Origin of the sequence: Demequina rhizosphaerae (assembly GCF_000971255.1) — a bacterium.
In the GTDB taxonomy this organism is placed as follows: domain Bacteria; phylum Actinomycetota; class Actinomycetes; order Actinomycetales; family Demequinaceae; genus Demequina; species Demequina rhizosphaerae.
On the sequence record NZ_BBMC01000008.1, the window covers coordinates 1 to 18427 of the forward strand.

Below are 18427 nucleotides of genomic sequence, written 5' to 3' on the forward strand. Positions count from 1 at the left end.
TAGATCGCCTGGTAGATCGTCTCGTGGCTCACGCGCATGCTCTCGTCGCTGGGATACTCGTCGATCAGAGCGTGACAGATCTGCTCCGGCGACCACTTCAGGCGCAGCTTCTCCACCACGAAGTCCCGCAACGGGCCAGGATGCGCGAGCTTCGACTCCTTGGGCCGGGTCCGGCTGGCCGCCCATGAGCGCTGCGCCGCATGAGGACGGTACAAGCGGTCGGTGCTGCGGTTGTCGATCTCGCGTTTGATGGTCGACGCCGGCCGACCCAGCTCCCGCCCGATCGCCCGCAGCGACCAGCCCTGGCGCTTCAGGTCCGCGATCGTCTCCCGGTCGACGATGGTCAGGAACCGAGGATCCAGCACCGCCTCAACAGCAGCCACGGACAGCTGGGGCGTAGCGGACGTGTAGGTCGTCATACCCGTCTTGTAGTCGATGAAGCGGCCATCGGGATAAAGGCGCGTGCCATTGGACTTCACGACGCCTCGGTCCCACTCCTCGGCGGTGCGCTCATGCGCGCCAACCCGGGCGGCAGCGACGCTGCGCCGCACCCCGGCAGCACGCAGCCGCTCATACTCGGCCCGTCCCGGATGGGGGCCCGTGCCCGGCGTTCCACGACCGCGCACACCTGCCTTCCGTGCCCATCCATACGCCGTGTTCCGGCTCACGCCAACAGCACGAGCAGCCGCCGTGATATTGCCCTCGTGCAATTCCAGCACGTCAAAGAACTGGACTCTCAACTCCTCAAACGACACGATCCCCGCAACTCCCTGAAGTCAGGGTGTTGCGGGGATCGTTAGAACCGACCCTTGCGGATCGGGGCCCTTCGTCGTCTGCGGGAGCGGCTCAGAGCGCCGCGGCCTTGCCCCTCGCCCGGCGCCGGGAGAGCAGCTCGCCACCGATGACGATGCCGAGCGCGAGCAGGAACATGAGCGTGCCGATGACGTTCACCTGCATCGGGACGCCGCGCTGCGCGGCACCCCACACGAACATCGGGAAGGTCACCGTGGTGCCCGAGTTGAGGTTCGTGATGATGAAGTCGTCGAACGACAGCGAGAACGCGAGCAGCGCCGCGGACAGGATGCCCGGGAAGACCAGCGGGAAGGTGATCCTCCAGAACGTCTGCCACTCGTTCGCGTAGAGGTCCGACGCCGCCTTCTCGAGGTTCGAGTCCAGGCCGGCGAGCCGCGAGCGGACCGTCACCACCACGAACGAGATGCAGAACATGATGTGCGCGATCAGCACGGTCCAGAAGCCCAGCTGGCCGCCGAAGCCCGCCGCGACGAACAGCGCGAGGAGCGACGAGCCCATGACGATCTCCGGCGTCGCCATCGGCAGGAACAGCACCAGGTTCATGGTGGAGCGTCCCTCGAAGCGGTGACGGACCAGCGCGAACGCGGCGAGCGTGCCGATGATCGTGGCGACGAGCGTGGCCAGCAGGCCGATGCTGATGCTCACGCGCAGCGACTCGCACATGCCCTGCGGCTCGCAGGGGTTGAGCCAGTTGTCCCAGGTGAAGGACTGGAACTGGTAGAGGTTGCGCGACTGCGAGGAGTCGTTGAACGACATCAGGGCGACGATGAAGTTCGGGATGTACATGTACAGCAGCACCAGGATCCCCAGCGTGAGCATGAGGTGCTTGCCGATCCAGCTTCCGACGCGCGTGATCACAGCAGCTCCTCCGTTCCCGCCCGGCGGACGTAGACCAGCACCATGCCGACGATGATCGCCATGAGGATCACCGACAGCGCCGACGCGTGCGGATAGTCGCCCGCGGTGGTGAACAGCTGCTGGATCTTGTTGCCGACCATCTGCGTGTTCGGGCTGCCCAGCAGCGACGCGTTGATGTAGTCGCCCGTCGCCGGGATGAAGGTCAGCAGCGTGCCGCCGACGACGCCCGGCAGCGACAGCGGCCAGATCACCTTGGCGAAGCGCTGGAACGGGCTCGCGTAGAGGTCCGCCGCGGCCTCGTTGAGGCGCGGGTCGATCTTCTCGAGGCTCGTGTACAGCGGCAGGATCATGAACGGCAGGAAGTTGTACGTCAGGCCCATGATGACCGCGAACGGCGTCGCCAGGAGCCTGCCGTCCTCGCCCAGGATGTGCAGGGTCTGCAGGGTGTTCACGATGAAGCCGTTGTCCGCGAGGATCAGCTTCCACGACAGCGTGCGGACCAGGAAGGACGTGAAGAACGGCGCGATGACGAGCACGAGCATCACGGTCTTCCAGCGCCCCGCCTTGAAGGCGATCGCATACGCGAGCACGTAGCCGAGCACGAGGCACATGAGGGTCGCGATGCCGGCGTACAGGAGCGACCGCATCATGTACGGCCAGTACTCGCCGAGCGCCTCCGTGTAGTTCGCGATGCGCCAGGTCAGCGTGTACCCGTTGATCGGCGAGCCCGTCGCCGGATCCGACAGCGACGTGGTGAGCAGCGACAGCATCGGGAACAGGAAGAAGACCGCGAGCCAGATCGCGGCCGGCCCGATCAGGATGTAGGCGGCGTTCTTGCCGAACACCCGCTGGAGCGACTCCATTCAGTCCTCCTCGAGCCCCGCCTCAACGTCCTGAGCGGAGTCGAGAAGGAACGCGAACTCGGGACGCCATGACACGTCGACCTTGGTGCCCACCGGGATCAGCCCGCCGCGGCGGCCCGTGTTCTGCTCGAAGCAGGTGATCTCCTGGCCCCACGGCATGCGCAGCGTGTAGTCGGTCGAGACGCCGATGTAGCTCGCGTCGACCACCACGGCTCCGGACAGCGCCGCGCCGGGCGCGTCGATGGACTGCCCCTCGGGCTGGATGAGGACCTTCTCGGGACGGATGCCGACCCAGCCCTCGTCGGACGAGGTGTGGACCTTGCTCGCCTTGATCGTCGCGACCGTGCCGTGCATGTCGACCTTGACCACGGCATCGTCCCCGGTGCCCTCGCGCCCCACGACCTTCGCCTTGATGAGGTTGGAGCGGCCGAGGAAGTTCGCCACGAACGTGGTCTGGGGGTTGGTGTAGAGGTCGTACGGCGCGCCCATCTGCTCGATGCGCCCCTTGTTCATGACGGCGACCGTGTCGGCCATCGTCATGGCCTCCTCCTGGTCGTGCGTGACGTGCACGAAGGTGAGGCCCACCTCCTCCTGGATGCGCTTGAGCTCGACCTGCATCGCACGGCGCAGCTTGAGGTCCAGCGCGCCGAGCGGCTCGTCGAGCAGCAGCACGTCCGGGCGGTTGATGAGGGCGCGGGCGAGCGCCACGCGCTGCTGCTGTCCGCCGGACAGCTGCGCGGGCTTCTTCGCGGCCTGCTCGGTGAGCTCGGTCAGCGCGAGGATCTCCTTGACCTGGTCGGTCGGGTCCTTCGCGCCGCGACGCTTGGGACCGAACGCCACGTTCTCCGCGATCGTGAGATGCGGGAAGAGCGCGTAGTTCTGGAACACCGTGTTGACCGGCCGCTTGTACGGCTTCGCGTACGTGATGTCCTCGTCGCCGATGTGGATGGAGCCCTTGGTGGCCTCCTCCAGACCGGCGACCATGCGCAGCGTCGTGGTCTTGCCGCAGCCCGACGGGCCGAGCAGCGCGAAGAACGAGCCCTGCGGGATCACCAGGTCGAGCGACTCGACCGCGACGAAGCCGTTCGGGTACCGCTTGTGGAGACCGGTGAGCTTGAGGTCTCCGCGGGCACCGTCAGCCAGTGACATCCGCGTAGTCCTTCTCGTACTGCGAGGCCTTCGCCTCGTCCAGCGCCATGAAGCCGTGCGTCTGGGCGAGGTAGTCCGCGGTCGGGAAGATCAGCGGGTTGTCGACGAGCGAGGGGTCGATCTTCTCCATCTCCGCCTGCGCGCCCTCGACCGGGCACACGTACCAGACGTAGGCGGCGAGCTTCGCGGCGACGGCCGGGTCGTAGTAGTAGTCGATCCACTTCTCGGCGTTGGCCTTGTGGGTGCCCTGGACCGGCACGATCATGTTGTCCGACCAGATCATCATGCCCTCCTGCGGGGGCAGGAAGACCAGGTTCTCGTCCTCGGCGGCGGCGACGTCGCCCGACCACGCGACGCAGGCCGCGATGTTGCCGTTGGCGAGGTCGTTGATGTACTCGTTGCCGGTGAACGCGCGGATCTGACCGTCGGCGCGCGCCTTGGAGATCTTGTCGAGGGCGTTGCCCCACTGGTCGTCCGTGAAGTTCGACGGGTCCGCACCCTCGGACAGGAGCAGCAGGCCCATGGTGTCGCGCATCTCGGTGAGCAGCGTCACCTTGCCCTTGAGGTCGGAGCGCGTGAGGAGCTCGTCCATCGTCGAGACCTCGCCCACGAGCGACTTGTTGTAGGCGATGCCCGAGAAGCCGGACTGCCACGGCGCGGAGTAGTCGCGGTTGGGGTCCCAGCCGACGCCCTGGAGCGACGAGATGAGGTTCTTGTCGAGGTTGGGCACGTTGGCCTTGTCGAGCTGCTGGATCCAGCCCGCCTCGATCATGCGCGCGGCCATCCAGTCGGTGAGCACGAACATGTCGCGACCGGTCGGCTGGCACGCGCCGAGCTGGTTGCGGACCTTCGAGAAGAACTCGACGTTGTCGTTGACGTCGGGCGTGTAGGTGACGTCGATGCCCGTGTCCTTCTCGAACTGGGTCATGGTCGACACGTAGTCGCCGTCGTCCTCGTCGATGTACTCGGGCCAGTTCGACATATTGAGGACGGACTCGGAGTCCGAGAGGTCCGTGGTGACGCAGCCCGCGTCCGTGCCACCGCCTCCGTTGCCTCGGCCCATCAGGTAGACCGCGCCGAGGCCGGCGACACCCGCCGCGCCTCCGATCATCAGACCGCGGCGCGAGACGCCCTTCTTCTTGACTTCCTCCGGCGGCGTGACCTCGGACACGTCGACCTCCTTGACTCCGGGCGGACCCGGTCGGACTTCTTCGAGTGGGGAGATAGTGGCATGCCCCCAGGGGCTCAACAAGAGGTGAACATCCGGTGGACGGGCCTTATCGGCCGATCTGCCCGGAGGAACGATGCGCGAGAGACGACTTGTCCGAGCCGGGAGATTGCGGGCGTGTTTCCAACGTGATGCTCGCCACACTGAGGCCATGAACACGCACGACTTCGCGGGACGGGCCGGCCGATCCGTCCGCACCCCGGCGCCGGACGATCCGTCCGAGCGCGCCCGCGCCTACGCGTCGGTGTCGCTCTGGCTGGCGACGGCGGGCGACGACCTCGTCGCGGCCGATGCGCTGGCCGGGGACCGCGAGGTCGACGTGGCGATCGTCGGTGCCGGCTTCACGGGGCTGTGGACCGCCTTCTACCTCGCCGAGGCGCGGCCCGACCTGCGCATCGCGGTGGTGGAGCGCGAGATCGCGGGCTACGGAGCCTCGGGGCGCAACGGCGGATGGGCGTCCGCGCTGTTCCCCAGCTCGCTCGCCACGCTCGCGCGCGGGGCGGACCGGGACGCCGCGCTGCGCCAGCACGCCGAGATGCGCGCCTCCGTCGACGAGGTGATCCGCGCGGCCGCCGCGGCGGGCATCGACGCGCGCCTCGCGAAGGGCGGCACGCTCACGCTCGCCCGCACTGCGACCCAGCTCGACCGCGCCCGGGCCGAGGTCGCGGAGGCCCGCGCCTGGGGCCGAGGCGAGGACGACATCGTGCTCCTCGATGCCGAGGCGGCCCGCGGCCGCCTCAACGCCGCGGGCGTCCTCGGCGGCACGTACACGCCCGACTGCGCGGCCGTGCATCCGGGCCGCCTCGTGCGCGGCCTCGTCCGGGCCGTCCGCGAGCGCGGCGTGCGGGTCCACGAGCGCACCGCGGCCACAAGGATCGCGCCGCACATGGTCGAGACCGACCGGGGCACCCTCACCGCCTCGCACGTCGTCCGTGCGACCGAGGGCTACACGCCGGGGCTGCCCGGCCACGCCCGCGACGTCGTGCCCGTCCACTCGCTCATCATCGCGACGGCTCCCCTGCCGGACGGGATGTGGGAGGAGATCGGCCTCGCCCGCCGCGAGACGTTCACCGACGGCCGCCACCTCGTCATCTACGGGCAGCGCACCGCGGACGACCGCATCGTCTTCGGCGGCCGCGGCGCCCCCTACCGATTCGGCTCGTCGACGCGCCTCGACCGCGGTGCCGCCGCGCGCGTGCACGCGAAGCTCCACCGCACGCTCGTCGACCTGCTGCCCGTGCTCCGGGACGTCGAGATCACCCACGCGTGGGGCGGAGCGCTCGGGATCGCGCGCGACTGGCACGCCTCGGTGGGGCTCGACCCGGCCACCGGCATGGGCTGGGCGGGAGGCTACGTCGGCGACGGCGTCACCACGACGAACCTGGCGGGCCGCACGCTACGCGACCTCGTGCTCGGCGAGCGCACCGCGCTCACGGCGCTGCCCTGGGTGGGGCACCGGTCGCCGCGCTGGGAACCCGAGCCCGTCCGCTGGCTCGGCGTCAACGCGGGCCTGCGCGCGATGGCGGCCGCCGACGCCGAGGAGCGCGCGACCGGCCGCGACAGCGTCGCGGCGCGGGTGATGACGCCGTTCACCGGCGGCCACTGACACCGGGGCGCCCCGCGCATTGTCCCCGCGCCCGACACGACCCGCGCACCGGGTCCTTCGGCGGGCGATCCGCCCCGGTTGGGGATAGTTTCGGGGTGTTGGGCCGCGCCGCCGAGGCGCGGCGATGGAGAGGCCGGGACCGCGACGTGGCGGTCCCTGATTGGAGCCCGCCGTGACACAGCAGCCTTCCTCGCCGGCGGCGCCCCGCCTGCACGGTCGCGTCGTCGCGATCAGCATCGGCGCCGCGCTCGGCGGCTTCCTCTTCGGCTTCGACTCGTCGGTCATCAACGGCGCGGTCGACTCCATCCAGGGCGAGTTCGACCTGGGCGACACGTTCACCGGCTTCGCGGTGGCCTCCGCGCTGCTCGGCTGCGCGGTGGGCGCCTGGTTCGCGGGCGGCCTCGCCAACCGTTACGGGCGCATCCGCGTCATGGTGATCTCGGCGATCATGTTCTTCCTCTCCGCGCTCGGCTCGGGCTTCGCGTTCGGCGTGTGGGACCTCATCGGCTGGCGCATCCTCGGCGGGCTCGCGATCGGCGCCGCCTCCGTCATCGCACCGGCGTACATCGCGGAGGTCGCGCCCGCGACGTTCCGCGGACGGCTGGGCTCGCTCCAGCAGATGGCGATCGTGCTCGGCATCTTCGCGGCGCTGCTGAGCGACGAGATGCTCGCGTCGAGCGCCGGCGGCGCGTCCGAGGAGCTGTGGGCCGGGCTCGAGGCGTGGCGGTGGATGTTCCTCGCGGCGGCGATCCCGGCGATCATCTACGGCGTGGCCGCGCTGCGCCTGCCCGAGTCGCCGCGCTACCTCGTGACCAAGCACCGGGACGAGGAGGCCGCGCGGATCCTCGCCGACTACACGGGCGAGACGGACCCGCACCACAAGATCACCCAGATCCGCTTCTCGCTCGGCACGGACGAGAAGCGCTCGCTCCGCGACCTCAGGGGCCACGCGTGGGGCCTGCACCCGATCGTGTGGACCGGCATCCTGCTGTCGATGTTCCAGCAGCTCGTGGGCATCAACGTGATCTTCTACTACTCGACGACGCTGTGGCAGTCCGTGGGCTTCGACGAGTCCGACGCCTTCACCACGTCGACCATCACGTCGCTCACCAACATCGTCGCGACCATCGTCGCGATCTCGCTCGTCGACCGCATCGGCCGCCGGCTGCTGCTGCTCATCGGCTCGGCCGGCATGTTCGTGTCGCTCGCCACCATGGCGATCGCCTTCGCGAACGCGACCACGGACGCCGCCGGCGATGCCGTGCTCGAGGGCGGCTGGGCCACCGCCGCGCTCATCGCCGCGAACCTGTTCGTCGTGTTCTTCGCGGCCTCGTGGGGGCCGGTCGTGTGGGTGCTGCTGGGCGAGATGTTCCCCAACCACATGCGCGCCACGGCCCTCGCGGTCGCGGCGGCTGCGCAGTGGGCGGCGAACTTCCTCATCACCGTGTCGTTCCCGGGCCTCGCCGACCTGTCGCTCGTGCTCGCGTACGGCTTCTACGCGGCGATGGCGCTGCTGTCCTTCTTCTTCGTGCTGTCGCGCGTCCCGGAGACCAAGGGCGTCGAGCTCGAGGACATGCGGGACGATGCGGACGCGCACACCGTGGAGAACGCCGCCGCGGGCGTGTGAGCCCCGCCCGCCCGGGGACCCCTCCACGCGGCTGGTGCACCCCTCCACGCCAACCCCGGGTTGTGAACGGGCACACGGCGCGGGAACCGCTCACGCGCATCGTCTCGCGTGGAGAGGCGCACGGCGCGCGACAGGATCCCGAACGCAGAAGCGCCCCTCCCGGAGGAGGGGCGCTTCTCTTGTGTGGCAGGTGAGGGATTCGAACCCCCGAAGCATGACGCGGCTGATTTACAGTCAGCTCCCTTTGGCCGCTCGGGCAACCTGCCGATGCGCCGCAAGCGGCGCGCATGGAAGGATAGCAAGGATCGAGCCCCCGACGCGAATCGCGCCCGGGACCGGCTCCCGAGACGTGGCGGCGCCGCTCCGACGGCGCCCGGAAGGAGAAGAGCATGGCAGGAGACAGCAGCTTCGACGTGGTGTCCAAGGTCGACCGCCAGGAGGTCGACAACGCCCTCAACCAGGCCGCCAAGGAGATCGCCCAGCGCTACGACTTCAAGGGCGTCGACGCGTCGATCGAGTTCTCGGGCGAGGACATCCTCATGAAGGCGAACAGCCCCGAGCGCGTCAAGGCCGTGCTCGACGTGTTCATCGGCAAGCTCGCGAAGCGTCAGATCGAGATGAAGGCCCTCGAGTGGGGCGAGCCGGTCCAGTCCGGCAAGGAGTACCGCCTCGCGGCGAAGGTCAAGGAGGGCATCGCGCAGGACGTCGCGAAGAAGCTCACCAAGCTCGTCCGCGACGAGGGCCCGAAGTCCGTCAAGGCGCTCATCCAGGGCGACGAGCTGCGCGTCACCTCGAAGTCGCGCGACGACCTGCAGGCGACCATCGCGCTGCTCAAGGGCGCGGACGTCGACGCCGCGCTGCAGTTCGTCAACTTCCGCTAGGCGCCACCGCTAGGACGGATGCGAGGCGGCGGTCTGCTGGTGCACCAGCAGCCGCCACTCGCCGTCCGACCGCACGTACGTGCTCGACACGTGGGTGACGTGCTGCATGTCCCAGCGGATCGCCCGCGCACGGTAGACCACGACCGCGACGTCCTCAGACGGCGCGAGGACTCGCATGTCCTCCAGCGTGTGGACGTCCCACGGCTGCGTGGTCGCCATCGAGTCGATGGACTCGTCGCGCTCCAGCAGACCCACGTCGGGCAGCAGCATGACCGCATCCGGCGCGAGCACGCGCCCGAAGAACGCGCGCGGATCGCCGCCGGAGAGCTCTTCCCACGCCTGACGTTCGAGCCTCTCGACCTCGTGCATCGCCGCACCGCCTTCCGCCGCGGTGACGCCGGTCGCCGCCGCACCCCTCCAGCCTGCGCCGCGCGACGCGACGGCGCGAGGCGAACGCCCGTGTCAGGACGCGTCGAGCGCGACGCCCGCGGCGGGGACCACCTCGGCGCGCTTGCCCGGACCGCTCTGGTAGCGCCAGTAGAGGTTGGTGTGCGCGATCACCTGCTCGGGCGGCGGCGCCCCGTACGCGGTCAGGTCCGCGGTGGTGTGACCGTCCTCGACGAGCGTGACGTCGTAGCCGCGCGCGAACGCGCCGTGGATGGTGGAGCGCACGCACGCGTCCGTCTGCGCGCCGCACACGACGAGCCTCCCCGCGCCGAACCCGGCGAGCACCCGCTCCAGCTCGGTGCCCTCGAAGGCGTCGCCGTGCTCCTTCGCGACCACCGGCTCGCCCGCGCCGGGCTCGAGGCCCTCGACCAGCCGCCAGCCGTCGCTGCTCTGCGCGCCGTCGAGCGTGTCCTGGATCCACACCACCGGCACCGCGGCGGCCCGCGCCCGCGCGACGAGCGCGGCGATGCGCGCGATCACGCCGTCCCGGTCGACCGCGCGCGCGACCACGTCGCGCTGCATGTCGATCACCACGAGCGCCGTCGCGGCGCGGTCCTCGAGCGTCGTCATGGGGTCCACGCTACGGCGGCCCTCCGACAGCGGGCGCGGACCCGCCGTGTCGACGTCAGCGCAGGTAGCCGCGGTTGCGCGCCATGTCCTCGAGGCGCGCGATGCGCTGGTCCATGGGCGGGTGCGTCGCGAAGAGGTTGGCGAGCCCCTCGCCGCGGAACGGGTTCGCGATCATCATGTGCGACACGTTCTCGAGCTGGGGCGTGTCCTTGAGCGGCCGCGCGCGCGTGCCCTGCTCGAGCTTGCGCAGCGCCGAGGCGAGCGCGAGCGGGTCGCCGGTGAGCGACGCGCCGTCCTCGTCCGCGTCGTACTCGCGGGTGCGCGAGATCGCGAGTCGGATGAGCGACGCGGCGAGCGGCGCGAGGATGAGCATCGCGAGCAGGCCGATCGCGCCGAGCGGGTTCTCGCGGTTCGACTGGCCGCCGCCGAAGAAGAAGAGCATCTGCGCGACCGCGGTGATCATGCCCGCGAACGCGGCGGCCACCGAGCCGATGAGGATGTCGCGGTTGTAGACGTGCATGAGCTCGTGCCCGAGCACGCCGCGCAGCTCGCGCTCGTCGAGCAGCTCGAGGATGCCCTCGGTGCAGCACACGGCGGAGTTCTGCGGGTTGCGGCCGGTGGCGAACGCGTTGGGCGCCGCGGTGGGCGACACGTAGAGCTGCGGCATCGGCTGGTTCGCCTCGCGGCTGAGGTCGCGCACGATGCGGTACATGGCCGGCTGCTCGACCTCGGTGACCGGACGCGCGTGCATCGCGCGGATCGCCAGCGTGGCGGAGTTCCAGTAGCCGAACGCGGTGCCCGCGACGGAGAGGAGCGCGAACAGCCACAGGTACTGGCCGCCGCCGATGAACGTGCCGAGCGTGAGCATCACCGCCCACAGCAGCACGAACAGACCGGTGGTCTTGAGCCCGTTGAAGTACTTCCTGCCGCCCACGTGTCCTCCGTTTTCCCTCGGACGGAGAACGCGCGTCAGCCTGTGCCGGTTCCCCCCGGGAGGAATCGTGCCATGGCTCCGCGGCACCGGGTGCCACCGCGCGGACGGGAGACGCCCGCGGACTCCCGATGACGGATGTGCCGCCTGAGACGGAACGGGGCCGATGCGACGGTCACGTCCGTCGCATCGGCCCCATGGTCCACCTCTGTCATCGGGAGTCGCGCGGCACCTCAGGGCGAGACGTTGTGCGCGATGCGGCTGAGCGCGATCTCGGTCATCTGCTCGCGCGGCACGACCTTGATGCGCTCGCGGCCGTGCGGCTCGCCGATCGCGCGCTCGTGCGCGTCGAGGATCTCCCAGTCCTCCCACTGGATCACCGGGACGCCGCGCGACTTCAGCAGGCGCAGCACGTTGTCCGGGCTCAGCCCCGCGGGGGTCGCCTTGCTCTCGGCGTACAGCGATGCCGAGTCCTCGACGAGGTTCGCGATGGTCTCGGACGCGTCGGACTTCGTGTGGCCGATGAGTCCCACCGGCCCACGCTTGATCCAGCCCGTCGTGTAGAAGCCGGGGACCTGCGCGCCCGACTCGTCGACCACGCGGCCGCCCTCGTTGCGGATCACGCCCTTGTCGCGGTTGAACGGGACGCCCTCGATCTCGGTGCCCCAGTAGCCGACGGCGCGGTACACGGCCTGCGCGGGGTAGTCGATGAACTCGCCGGTGCCCTTGACCGAGCCGTCGCCCTGCAGCGCGGTGCGCTCCACGCGCACGCCGACGACCTTGCCGTCCTCGCCCAGCACCTCGTGGGGCGACTGCAGGAAGTGCAGGTGGATGCGGCGCGAGGCGGTGCCGGGCTCCTTGAGCGCGTAGTCGGTCAGGGTCTTGACGACCTGCTTCTGCTGCTTGTTGTTCTCGGCGATCTCCATCGAGGCCTCGTCGAACTCGTAGTCCGTCTCCGGGTACACGACGATGTCGACGTCCGGGACGTGGCCCAGCTCGCGCAGCTCGAGCGGCGAGAACTTCACCTGCGCCGGGCCGCGGCGGCCGAAGACGTGGACGTCGGTCACCGGGGAGGCCGACAGCCCCTCGACGACGTTCGCGGGGATCTCCGTCGGCATGAGGTCCTTGACGTGCTTCGCGAGGATGCGGGCCACGTCGAGAGCGACGTTGCCGACGCCGAAGATGGCGACCTCGCTCGCGTTCAGCGGCCACGTCCGCGGCACGTCCGGGTGGCCGTCGTACCAGGACACGAAGTCGGCGGCACCGAACGAGCCCTCGAGGTCGATACCAGGGATGTCGAGGTCGGCATCCTCGAAGGACCCGGTCGCGAAGATGACCGCGTCGTAGTGCTCGCGGAGCTCGTCGAGCGAGATGTCCTCGCCCACGTTCACGTTGGCGAGGAGGCGGATGTCGCCGCGGCCGATGACGTTCGCCAGCGCGACGATGATCTGCTTGATGCGGGGGTGGTCCGGGGCCACGCCGTAGCGCACCAGGCCGAAGGGCGCGGGCAGCCGCTCGATGATGTCGATCGACACGTTGAGGTCGGTCTTGGACAGGATGTCGGCGGCGTACGTGCCGGCGGGGCCGGCGCCGATGATGGCGACACGGAGCGGGCGCTCGGTGGTCACGGCGGTCTCCTCAGAGTTGCTGGGCGGGGATTCCGGGGAGGGGTGCGCTGCTCGCCACGCCCGCTCCGGGCGAACGCCACCAGAGTATAGACACGGCGACCAGGCCTCTCGTCAACCCCCGCCCCCGCACACCCCAGGGGGCATCGGCGCTGGTAGATGCCCTCCCGGGTATGAGTCGGGCGCGCGCTCCCCCGTCGGCGCTCACGCGTCCTGGGCGGCCTCGGCGGCGTCGAGGTCCGCGAACCCGGCGTAGCCGGCGGTGCGCGCGACGGCCCGCTCGGTGAGGTTCCCGCCCTCGGCCGCGACGGCGTCGACGAACGCGGCGTACAGCCGCAGCGTCCGCGTCGAGTAGGTGCCGAGCTCGCCCCGGAGGTAGGTCTCGAGGGACGTCGCGTCGTCGGTGTCCTCGGCCGTGGTGAGGACGCGCATGCCCGCGCCAAGCCGCGGGTAGTGGGCGCGGAAGTCGCGCGCCCACGCGACCTGGGTGGCGACGATGCGCTCCTGCAGTGCGAGGCGCGTCGAGGACAGCGGCGGCAGGTGGGGCGCGATCTCGCGGGCGTAGCGCTCCGGCGCGGTCGACTCCATCATCCGGGCGTACTTCTCGGTCAGCAGGTTGCGCCCGGTGACGTCCGCGACGTCGAGGTCGTCCGCGTAGCTGTCGAGCAGCCGCAGGGTCCACTCGAGGAACTGGCTGAGGCGCATCGCCCGGAAGGTCGGCCAGTCGTCCTGGCAGTCGGCGCGGCCGTCGTCGCCGCGCACGTGCTGGAACTGCGCGAACTCGTGGCGCACGACCGCCTCGGCCCTCGCCGCGCGCGCCGCCTCCCCGCCGCTCACAGCGCCCTCAGCCAGGGGTCGCGGATGCGTGACTGCACCTCGCCGCGGTGGTGCTCGAGGAAGTCCGCGTCGGAGCGCGACAGCCCCTGGACGCGCAGCTCGACGACGATCCGCGCGCACATCCGCTCGATCGCGGCCTCGAGCCGCGCGCGCGCCGGGTCGGCACCGCCGCCGCCCTCGCCGAAGCCCGCGCCGCCGAGGCACGCGGCCGAGGCGAGGCGGAGGATCTCCGAGAGGTCGGCGTGGACCTCGGGCAGGCGCGAGGCGGGCCGCGCCGCGAGCGCGCGCAGCGCGGCGAAGTGCCACTTGTAGTAGGGCAGATAGCCCACGGCGGTGGGCCCGTTGAGCAGGTGCACCAGGGAGGCGGTCGCGCGCGACAGCTCCGCGACGGCGAGCCACGCCGCCTCGCCGTCGCCGCGGTCGAGCATGCGGGGCACGTTGTACTGACCCGCCTGGGCGATCATGCCGAGCCGCTGCGCGAGGCGCGCGAGGCGCACGTCGTCGGGCATGCGACGGAACCCGTTGCGGACCGCGCTGAACGCGCCGAGCGGGTCCGCGAACACGGCGCCGTTGGTCGCCGCGGCGAGGGTCGCCTCGTCGAGCAGCATCCACTCGTGCGGGCTGTCCGCGGCGGGAGGGGCGGCGCGCCCCGCGACGGACGCGAAGAACTCGCCGATCTCGAAGACCCCCACGCGCCGGCCGGGGCCCTGGGCGCGGGCGGTCTCGACGCGGGGGCCGATGCCGTGGAGGACGGCGGGCAGCGCGTCGTAGTCGGCGTGGAGCGCGGCGCCGATCGCGGCGTGGTCCGCGGCGGTGAGCCACAGGCACAGCCCGGGCCCGAAGTCGTGGTCGCGCGACGCGGCGTCGTCGAAGCCGTAGCACTCGGACCCGTGCCCGACGAGCCCGACGGCGATGCGGCCGCGATGCGCCGGGTACCGCTCAACGAGCATCGGCTTGACGTGCTCCTCCCACAGCTCGCGGGCGAGGTCCATGCCCGTGAGCCCGGGGGGCGGCTCGTCCGGGTCCTGCGGCTGCGCGGGGGACGATGCGGCGGCCGGGTCCGCGCCCGCCGTCGCCGGCGTCCCGCCCGCGGCGGGCGCGCGGCGGGCGGCGGCGAGGTTGTCGGCGGTGATCGCGTACGCGTCCGAGCCGGCGCCGTAGGAGCGCTCGACGATGGCGAGCGCCTCCGCGTAGAGCTCGACGGCCTCGGCGGCGCGGCCCGCCACGAGGCACGCCTGCGCGTGGCTCGCGAGCATCGCGGCCGCGTGCGGGTCCTCCCGGTGGCCGCCGCGACGCACGATCGCGAGCGCGGCGCCGGTGTGGTCGCGCGCCTCCTCGTCGAGCCCGAGCGCGAGGCACTCGAGGGCGAGGTTGGAGCGCGTCGCGGCGATGTCGAGGTCCGCCCCGGGGTCCACGGACGCGCCCTCGAGGATCGCGAGCGCCGCGACGAGCTCGTCGCGCGCCGCCGCGTGGTCGCCGGCCTCGGCGAGCGCGAGCGCGAGGTTGTTGCGCAGGGCGGCGAGCCGGCGGTCGCCCGCCGGGAACGCGCGGGTCGCGACGGCACGGGCGTCGCGGTAGAGCGCGAGCGCATCGTCCTGCCGACCGGCGGCACGATGCGCCGTCGCGGCGTTGATGAGCGTGGTCGCGTGCGCCTCGGACCCCGCGGCGCCGAGCCGGTCGACGAGCGCGAGCGCCTCGGACGCCTCGCGGACGGCGTCGTCGTGGAGGCCGACGGAGCGATGGTGCCCCATCGCCTCGTTGAGCACCTGGAGCCGCGGACCCGGGTCGTCGCCGGCGGCCGCGAGCGCGTCGCGCAGGTAGCGCTCGGCCGCGTCGGGGCCAGCGCCCGACGCGTGGAGCGCGTCGAGCCCGCGCAGGAACGCGGCGGGGTCGAAGGGGGGCGCGGCCGGGTCCATCGTCGCTGGTCCTCGCGTTCCGGAAGGGATCGGGCGGGGTCGCGGCGCACCGTGCCCCGCTCGCGATCGTAGGTCGCCGCGCGCCCCGCGGCCCGGGCCGAAGGCCCCGGGCGCGCACACCCCGGGGGGCATAGTGCCTGGTAGGCGTCGCCCCTGACCGTCGGGCCATCGCGCCCGGAGGTCTTCCCAAGGCGCCTGATGATGTGTCATCATCGCCGCCATGGCGACCTCGGCGAACCAGCGTGCACTCCAGTGCCGCGTTTGCTGTGCCATGTGTCCGTCGGCCTGAGACGCCCCGGAGAGAAGTCCCCATCCATCCCGGGCGCTCGGCATGACGAGCGCAACCTCGCCACGCCGCAGCTCCCACCCCGTCCCCACCTGGAGCAGCAGTGAGCACCACCGCCGATCACCCCGGAGCCATCGCCCCTGCCCCCCAGGCGAACGACGCCGACGAGCGTCGCCGCCAGCGCGAGGAGGCGCGCCTCATCCGCACCCGTGAGGCCGCCGCGCGCAAGAACACCGCGTCCAAGGACGGCCAGTGGGCGGCGGGCGACCGCACCCCGCTGAACCCGAACGAGGAGTTCAAGGCGACGTCGGACCCCCTCGAGGTCCGCCACCGCATCGAGACGATGTACGCGCGCTGGGGCTTCTGGTCGATCCCGCCGACCGACCTGCGCGGGCGCTTCCGCTGGTGGGGCCTGTACACGCAGCGCCGGCCCGGGATCGACGGCGGCAGGACGGCCGTGCTCGAGCCGCACCAGCTCGACGACGAGTACTTCATGCTCCGCGTGCGCTCCGACGGCGGCCAGCTGTCCGTCGCCCAGGCCCGCGAGATCGCGGCGATCTCGCAGGAGTTCGGGCGCGACACCGCGGACGTGTCCGACCGCCAGAACATCCAGCTCCACTGGATCCGCATCGAGGACGTGCCGGAGATCTTCCGGCGCATCGAGTCCGTCGGGCTCTTCACCACGGAGGCGTGCGGCGACAGCCCGCGCGTGATCCTCGGCTCGCCGGTGGCCGGCGTGGCGAAGGACGAGCTCCTCGACCCGACCCCGCAGATCGAGGCGATCATCGCGCGCGGCATCGGCAACCCCGAGTTCTCCAACCTGCCCCGCAAGTTCAAGTCCGCGATCTCGGGCACCCGCATCCCCGACATCGTCCACGAGGTGCAGGACATCGCGTTCGTCGCGGTCGAGCACCCCGAGCTCGGGCTCGGCTACGACCTGTGGGTGGGCGGCGGGCTCAGCATCAACCCGCACCTCGGACAGCGCCTCGGGGCGTTCGTCGAGCCCGCCAAGGTGCCGGACGTGTGGGCCGGCGTCATCGGGATCTTCCGCGACCACGGCTACCGCCGCCTGCGCACCCGCGCCCGCCTCAAGTTCCTCGTCAAGGCGTGGGGCGCGGAGAGGTTCCGCCAGGTGCTCGAGGACGACTACCTCGGGTGGAAGCTCCCCGACGGGCCGGGTCCCGAGGTCGCCAAGCCGGGCGACCGCGGCGACCACGTCGGCATCCACGAGCAGAAGGACGGGCGGTACTACGTCGGCGCCGCTCCGGTCGCGGGCCGCATCTCGGGCGTCAAGCTCGCGGCGATCGCCGACGTCGCGGAGGCGGCCGGCTCGGACCGCATCCGCCTCACGCCGCTGCAGAAGATCCTCATCCTGGACGTGCCCGAGGACAAGGTCAACGACGTCGTCAACGGGCTGCGCGCGCTCGAGCTCGAGGCGCAGCCGGGCGAGTTCGCCCGCAACGTGATGGCCTGCACCGGCATCGAGTACTGCAAGCTCGCGATCGTCGAGACCAAGGCGACCGCGCGCGAGGTGGTGAAGACCCTCGACGCGGCCTTCCCCACGCTCGACTCGCCCATCACCGTGCACGTCAACGGCTGCCCCAACTCGTGCGCGCGCATCCAGGTCGCGGACATCGGCTTCAAGGGCCAGCTGGTCCTCGACGAGGAGTCCGGCGAGCAGGTGCCCGGCTTCCAGGTGCACCTGGGCGGGCGGCTCGGCCGCGGCGAGGACAACGACTTCGGCCGCAAGATCCGCGCCCACAAGGTGACGCAGCACGGCATGCCCGAGTACGTCGAGCGGGTGACCCGCAACTACCTCGCCACGCGCGAGGACGGCGAGCAGTTCGCGGACTGGGCCTTCCGGGTGGACGAGGAGCTGATCCGATGAACGTGCCGGGAGCGGCGCCGCTGACGCTGCTCAACCCCGTCGAGTGGAACGCGGAGACGTGCGCCGACGTCAACGCGCGCCTGCTCACCGCCTCCGCCGAGCACATCGCCGACTGGGCGGTGGCGACCTTCGGGCGCGACCTGGCGGTCGCCTCGTCGATGCAGGACACGGTCCTGCCCCACCTGTTCGGCACCCGCCTCGCGGGCATCGACGTGCTCTTCCTCGAGACCGGCTACCACTTCGAGGAGACGCTCGACACGCGCGACGCGGCCGCCGCATCGTTCCCCATCACCATCGTCGACGTGCTCCCCGAGCGCACCGTCGCCGAGCAGGACGCCGAGCACGGCAAGGACCTCTTCGCGCGCAACCCCGGGCTGTGCTGCCAGCTGCGCAAGGTCGACCCGCTCCGGCGCGCGCTCGAGGGCTACTCCGCGTGGGTCACCGGGGCGCGGCGCGTCGACGCCGTGACCCGGTCCGAGATGCCCGTCGTGTCGTGGGACGCCAAGCACGGCCTCGTGAAGATCAACCCGCTCGCGCTCTGGGACGATGCGGCGGTCGAGGCCTACGAGGACCGCAACGGCCTGCCCCGCAACCCGCTGGTCGCGCAGGGCTACCCGAGCATCGGCTGCTGGCCGTGCACCCGGCAGGTCGCGCCGGGCGAGGACCGCCGCGCCGGCCGCTGGTCCGGCCAGGACAAGACGGAGTGTGGCATCCACGTCGCGTGACGCCCGCATCGTGCACTGCTGCCAGGGCGGATGCACGCAACGGCCGGGAATGCTTGACCGATTCGTCCGTTTCATGCCTACAGTGGCCTCTCCAGCGAGCCGCCAGATGAGCCGCAGGGCGCCCCGCCTCCGGGTGCGCCACCGTCACCGTCGCCGATCCGACCTCCCGCCCGCCCG

At 71.3% G+C, this 18427-nt stretch carries 16 protein-coding genes and 1 tRNA gene; 5 read left to right on the plus strand and 12 right to left on the minus strand.

Annotated features, from left to right (window positions below; genetic code table 11):
* From AOM07_RS11165 to AOM07_RS11185, 5 genes are all read right to left on the minus strand, one after another.
* Positions 1–755, minus strand: a 755-nt coding sequence (locus AOM07_RS11165; RefSeq protein WP_156171915.1) for a helix-turn-helix domain-containing protein, incomplete at its 3' end; no start/stop codon positions are given.
* Positions 756–846: 91 nt separating this feature from the next.
* Positions 847–1671, minus strand: coding sequence for an ABC transporter permease (locus tag AOM07_RS11170; protein ID WP_228374446.1), 825 nt, complete (start codon positions 1669–1671; stop codon positions 847–849).
* A complete protein-coding gene (locus AOM07_RS11175) occupies positions 1668–2534 on the minus strand; it encodes an ABC transporter permease (RefSeq protein ID WP_062313837.1) in 867 nt (288 codons plus the stop codon). Before AOM07_RS11175 ends, AOM07_RS11170 begins: the two co-directional genes overlap by 4 nt.
* On the minus strand, positions 2535–3683 hold the full coding sequence (locus tag AOM07_RS11180; RefSeq protein WP_062313839.1) for an ABC transporter ATP-binding protein: 1149 nt from the start codon (positions 3681–3683) through the stop codon (positions 2535–2537).
* A complete protein-coding gene (locus AOM07_RS11185; protein WP_228374447.1) occupies positions 3670–4854 on the minus strand; it encodes a polyamine ABC transporter substrate-binding protein in 1185 nt (394 codons plus the stop codon). The genes AOM07_RS11180 and AOM07_RS11185 overlap by 14 nt, the downstream gene beginning before the upstream one ends.
* Positions 4855–5062: 208 nt before the next feature.
* Between AOM07_RS11185 and AOM07_RS11190 the strand changes: the two genes are divergently transcribed.
* On the plus strand, positions 5063–6517 hold the full coding sequence (locus AOM07_RS11190; RefSeq protein WP_084830271.1) for an NAD(P)/FAD-dependent oxidoreductase: 1455 nt from the start codon (positions 5063–5065) through the stop codon (positions 6515–6517).
* A 172-nt stretch (positions 6518–6689) separates the two neighbouring features.
* Positions 6690–8144: a sugar porter family MFS transporter gene (locus AOM07_RS11195; protein ID WP_084830272.1), complete on the plus strand. Its 1455-nt coding sequence runs from the start codon at positions 6690–6692 to the stop codon at positions 8142–8144.
* 184 nt (positions 8145–8328) lie between these two features.
* Here the strand turns inward: AOM07_RS11195 and AOM07_RS11200 are convergent.
* A tRNA-Tyr gene (locus tag AOM07_RS11200) sits at positions 8329–8410 on the minus strand.
* Between the two features lie 123 nt (positions 8411–8533).
* Between AOM07_RS11200 and AOM07_RS11205 the strand changes: the two genes are divergently transcribed.
* Positions 8534–9025, plus strand: coding sequence for a YajQ family cyclic di-GMP-binding protein (locus AOM07_RS11205; RefSeq protein WP_062313841.1), 492 nt, complete (start codon positions 8534–8536; stop codon positions 9023–9025).
* 9 nt (positions 9026–9034) lie between these two features.
* Here AOM07_RS11205 and AOM07_RS11210 read toward each other — a convergent pair whose 3' ends face one another.
* From AOM07_RS11210 to AOM07_RS11235, 6 genes are all read right to left on the minus strand, one after another.
* Entirely contained in the window at positions 9035–9394 is a 360-nt protein-coding gene (locus AOM07_RS11210) for a nuclear transport factor 2 family protein (RefSeq protein ID WP_062313843.1), read from the minus strand.
* Between the two features lie 93 nt (positions 9395–9487).
* Complete coding sequence (locus AOM07_RS11215) at positions 9488–10042, minus strand: isochorismatase family protein (protein WP_062313845.1); 555 nt, start codon at positions 10040–10042, stop codon at positions 9488–9490.
* A gap of 55 nt (positions 10043–10097) precedes the next feature.
* Positions 10098–10910, minus strand: a complete 813-nt coding sequence (htpX, locus tag AOM07_RS11220; protein WP_439644845.1) for a zinc metalloprotease HtpX — start codon at positions 10908–10910, stop codon at positions 10098–10100.
* A gap of 296 nt (positions 10911–11206) precedes the next feature.
* Entirely contained in the window at positions 11207–12601 is a 1395-nt protein-coding gene (locus tag AOM07_RS11225; RefSeq protein WP_062313849.1) for an FAD-dependent oxidoreductase, read from the minus strand.
* A gap of 201 nt (positions 12602–12802) precedes the next feature.
* Positions 12803–13435 (minus strand): DUF4125 family protein, encoded by a 633-nt coding sequence (locus tag AOM07_RS11230; protein ID WP_062313851.1) that lies wholly within the window; start codon positions 13433–13435, stop codon positions 12803–12805.
* Positions 13432–15351, minus strand: a complete 1920-nt coding sequence (locus AOM07_RS11235) for a DUF4037 domain-containing protein (RefSeq protein WP_062313853.1) — start codon at positions 15349–15351, stop codon at positions 13432–13434. The genes AOM07_RS11230 and AOM07_RS11235 overlap by 4 nt, the downstream gene beginning before the upstream one ends.
* A gap of 389 nt (positions 15352–15740) precedes the next feature.
* On the opposite strand from AOM07_RS11235, the gene AOM07_RS11240 reads away from it, so the two are divergent.
* Entirely contained in the window at positions 15741–17525 is a 1785-nt protein-coding gene (locus AOM07_RS11240; protein ID WP_304512063.1) for a nitrite/sulfite reductase, read from the plus strand.
* Complete coding sequence (locus tag AOM07_RS11245) at positions 17522–18250, plus strand: phosphoadenylyl-sulfate reductase (protein ID WP_062313856.1); 729 nt, start codon at positions 17522–17524, stop codon at positions 18248–18250. Before AOM07_RS11240 ends, AOM07_RS11245 begins: the two co-directional genes overlap by 4 nt.
* The last annotated feature ends 177 nt before the right edge of the window (positions 18251–18427 follow it).

Excerpts from the sequence above, each read along its gene's own strand:
- AOM07_RS11215 (WP_062313845.1), bottom strand. The coding sequence starts at position 10,042 with ATGACGACGCTCGAGGACCGCGCCGCGACGGCGCTCGTGGTGATCGAC.
- AOM07_RS11210 (WP_062313843.1), bottom strand. The coding sequence starts at position 9,394 with ATGCACGAGGTCGAGAGGCTCGAACGTCAGGCGTGGGAAGAGCTCTCC.
- AOM07_RS11245 (WP_062313856.1), top strand. The coding sequence starts at position 17,522 with ATGAACGTGCCGGGAGCGGCGCCGCTGACGCTGCTCAACCCCGTCGAG.
- AOM07_RS11235 (WP_062313853.1), bottom strand. The coding sequence starts at position 15,351 with ATGGACCCGGCCGCGCCCCCCTTCGACCCCGCCGCGTTCCTGCGCGGG.
- AOM07_RS11190 (WP_084830271.1), top strand. The coding sequence starts at position 5,063 with ATGAACACGCACGACTTCGCGGGACGGGCCGGCCGATCCGTCCGCACC.
- AOM07_RS11205 (WP_062313841.1), top strand. The coding sequence starts at position 8,534 with ATGGCAGGAGACAGCAGCTTCGACGTGGTGTCCAAGGTCGACCGCCAG.
- AOM07_RS11180 (WP_062313839.1), bottom strand. The coding sequence starts at position 3,683 with ATGTCACTGGCTGACGGTGCCCGCGGAGACCTCAAGCTCACCGGTCTC.
- htpX (WP_439644845.1), bottom strand. The coding sequence starts at position 10,910 with ATGCTCACGCTCGGCACGTTCATCGGCGGCGGCCAGTACCTGTGGCTG.
- AOM07_RS11175 (WP_062313837.1), bottom strand. The coding sequence starts at position 2,534 with ATGGAGTCGCTCCAGCGGGTGTTCGGCAAGAACGCCGCCTACATCCTG.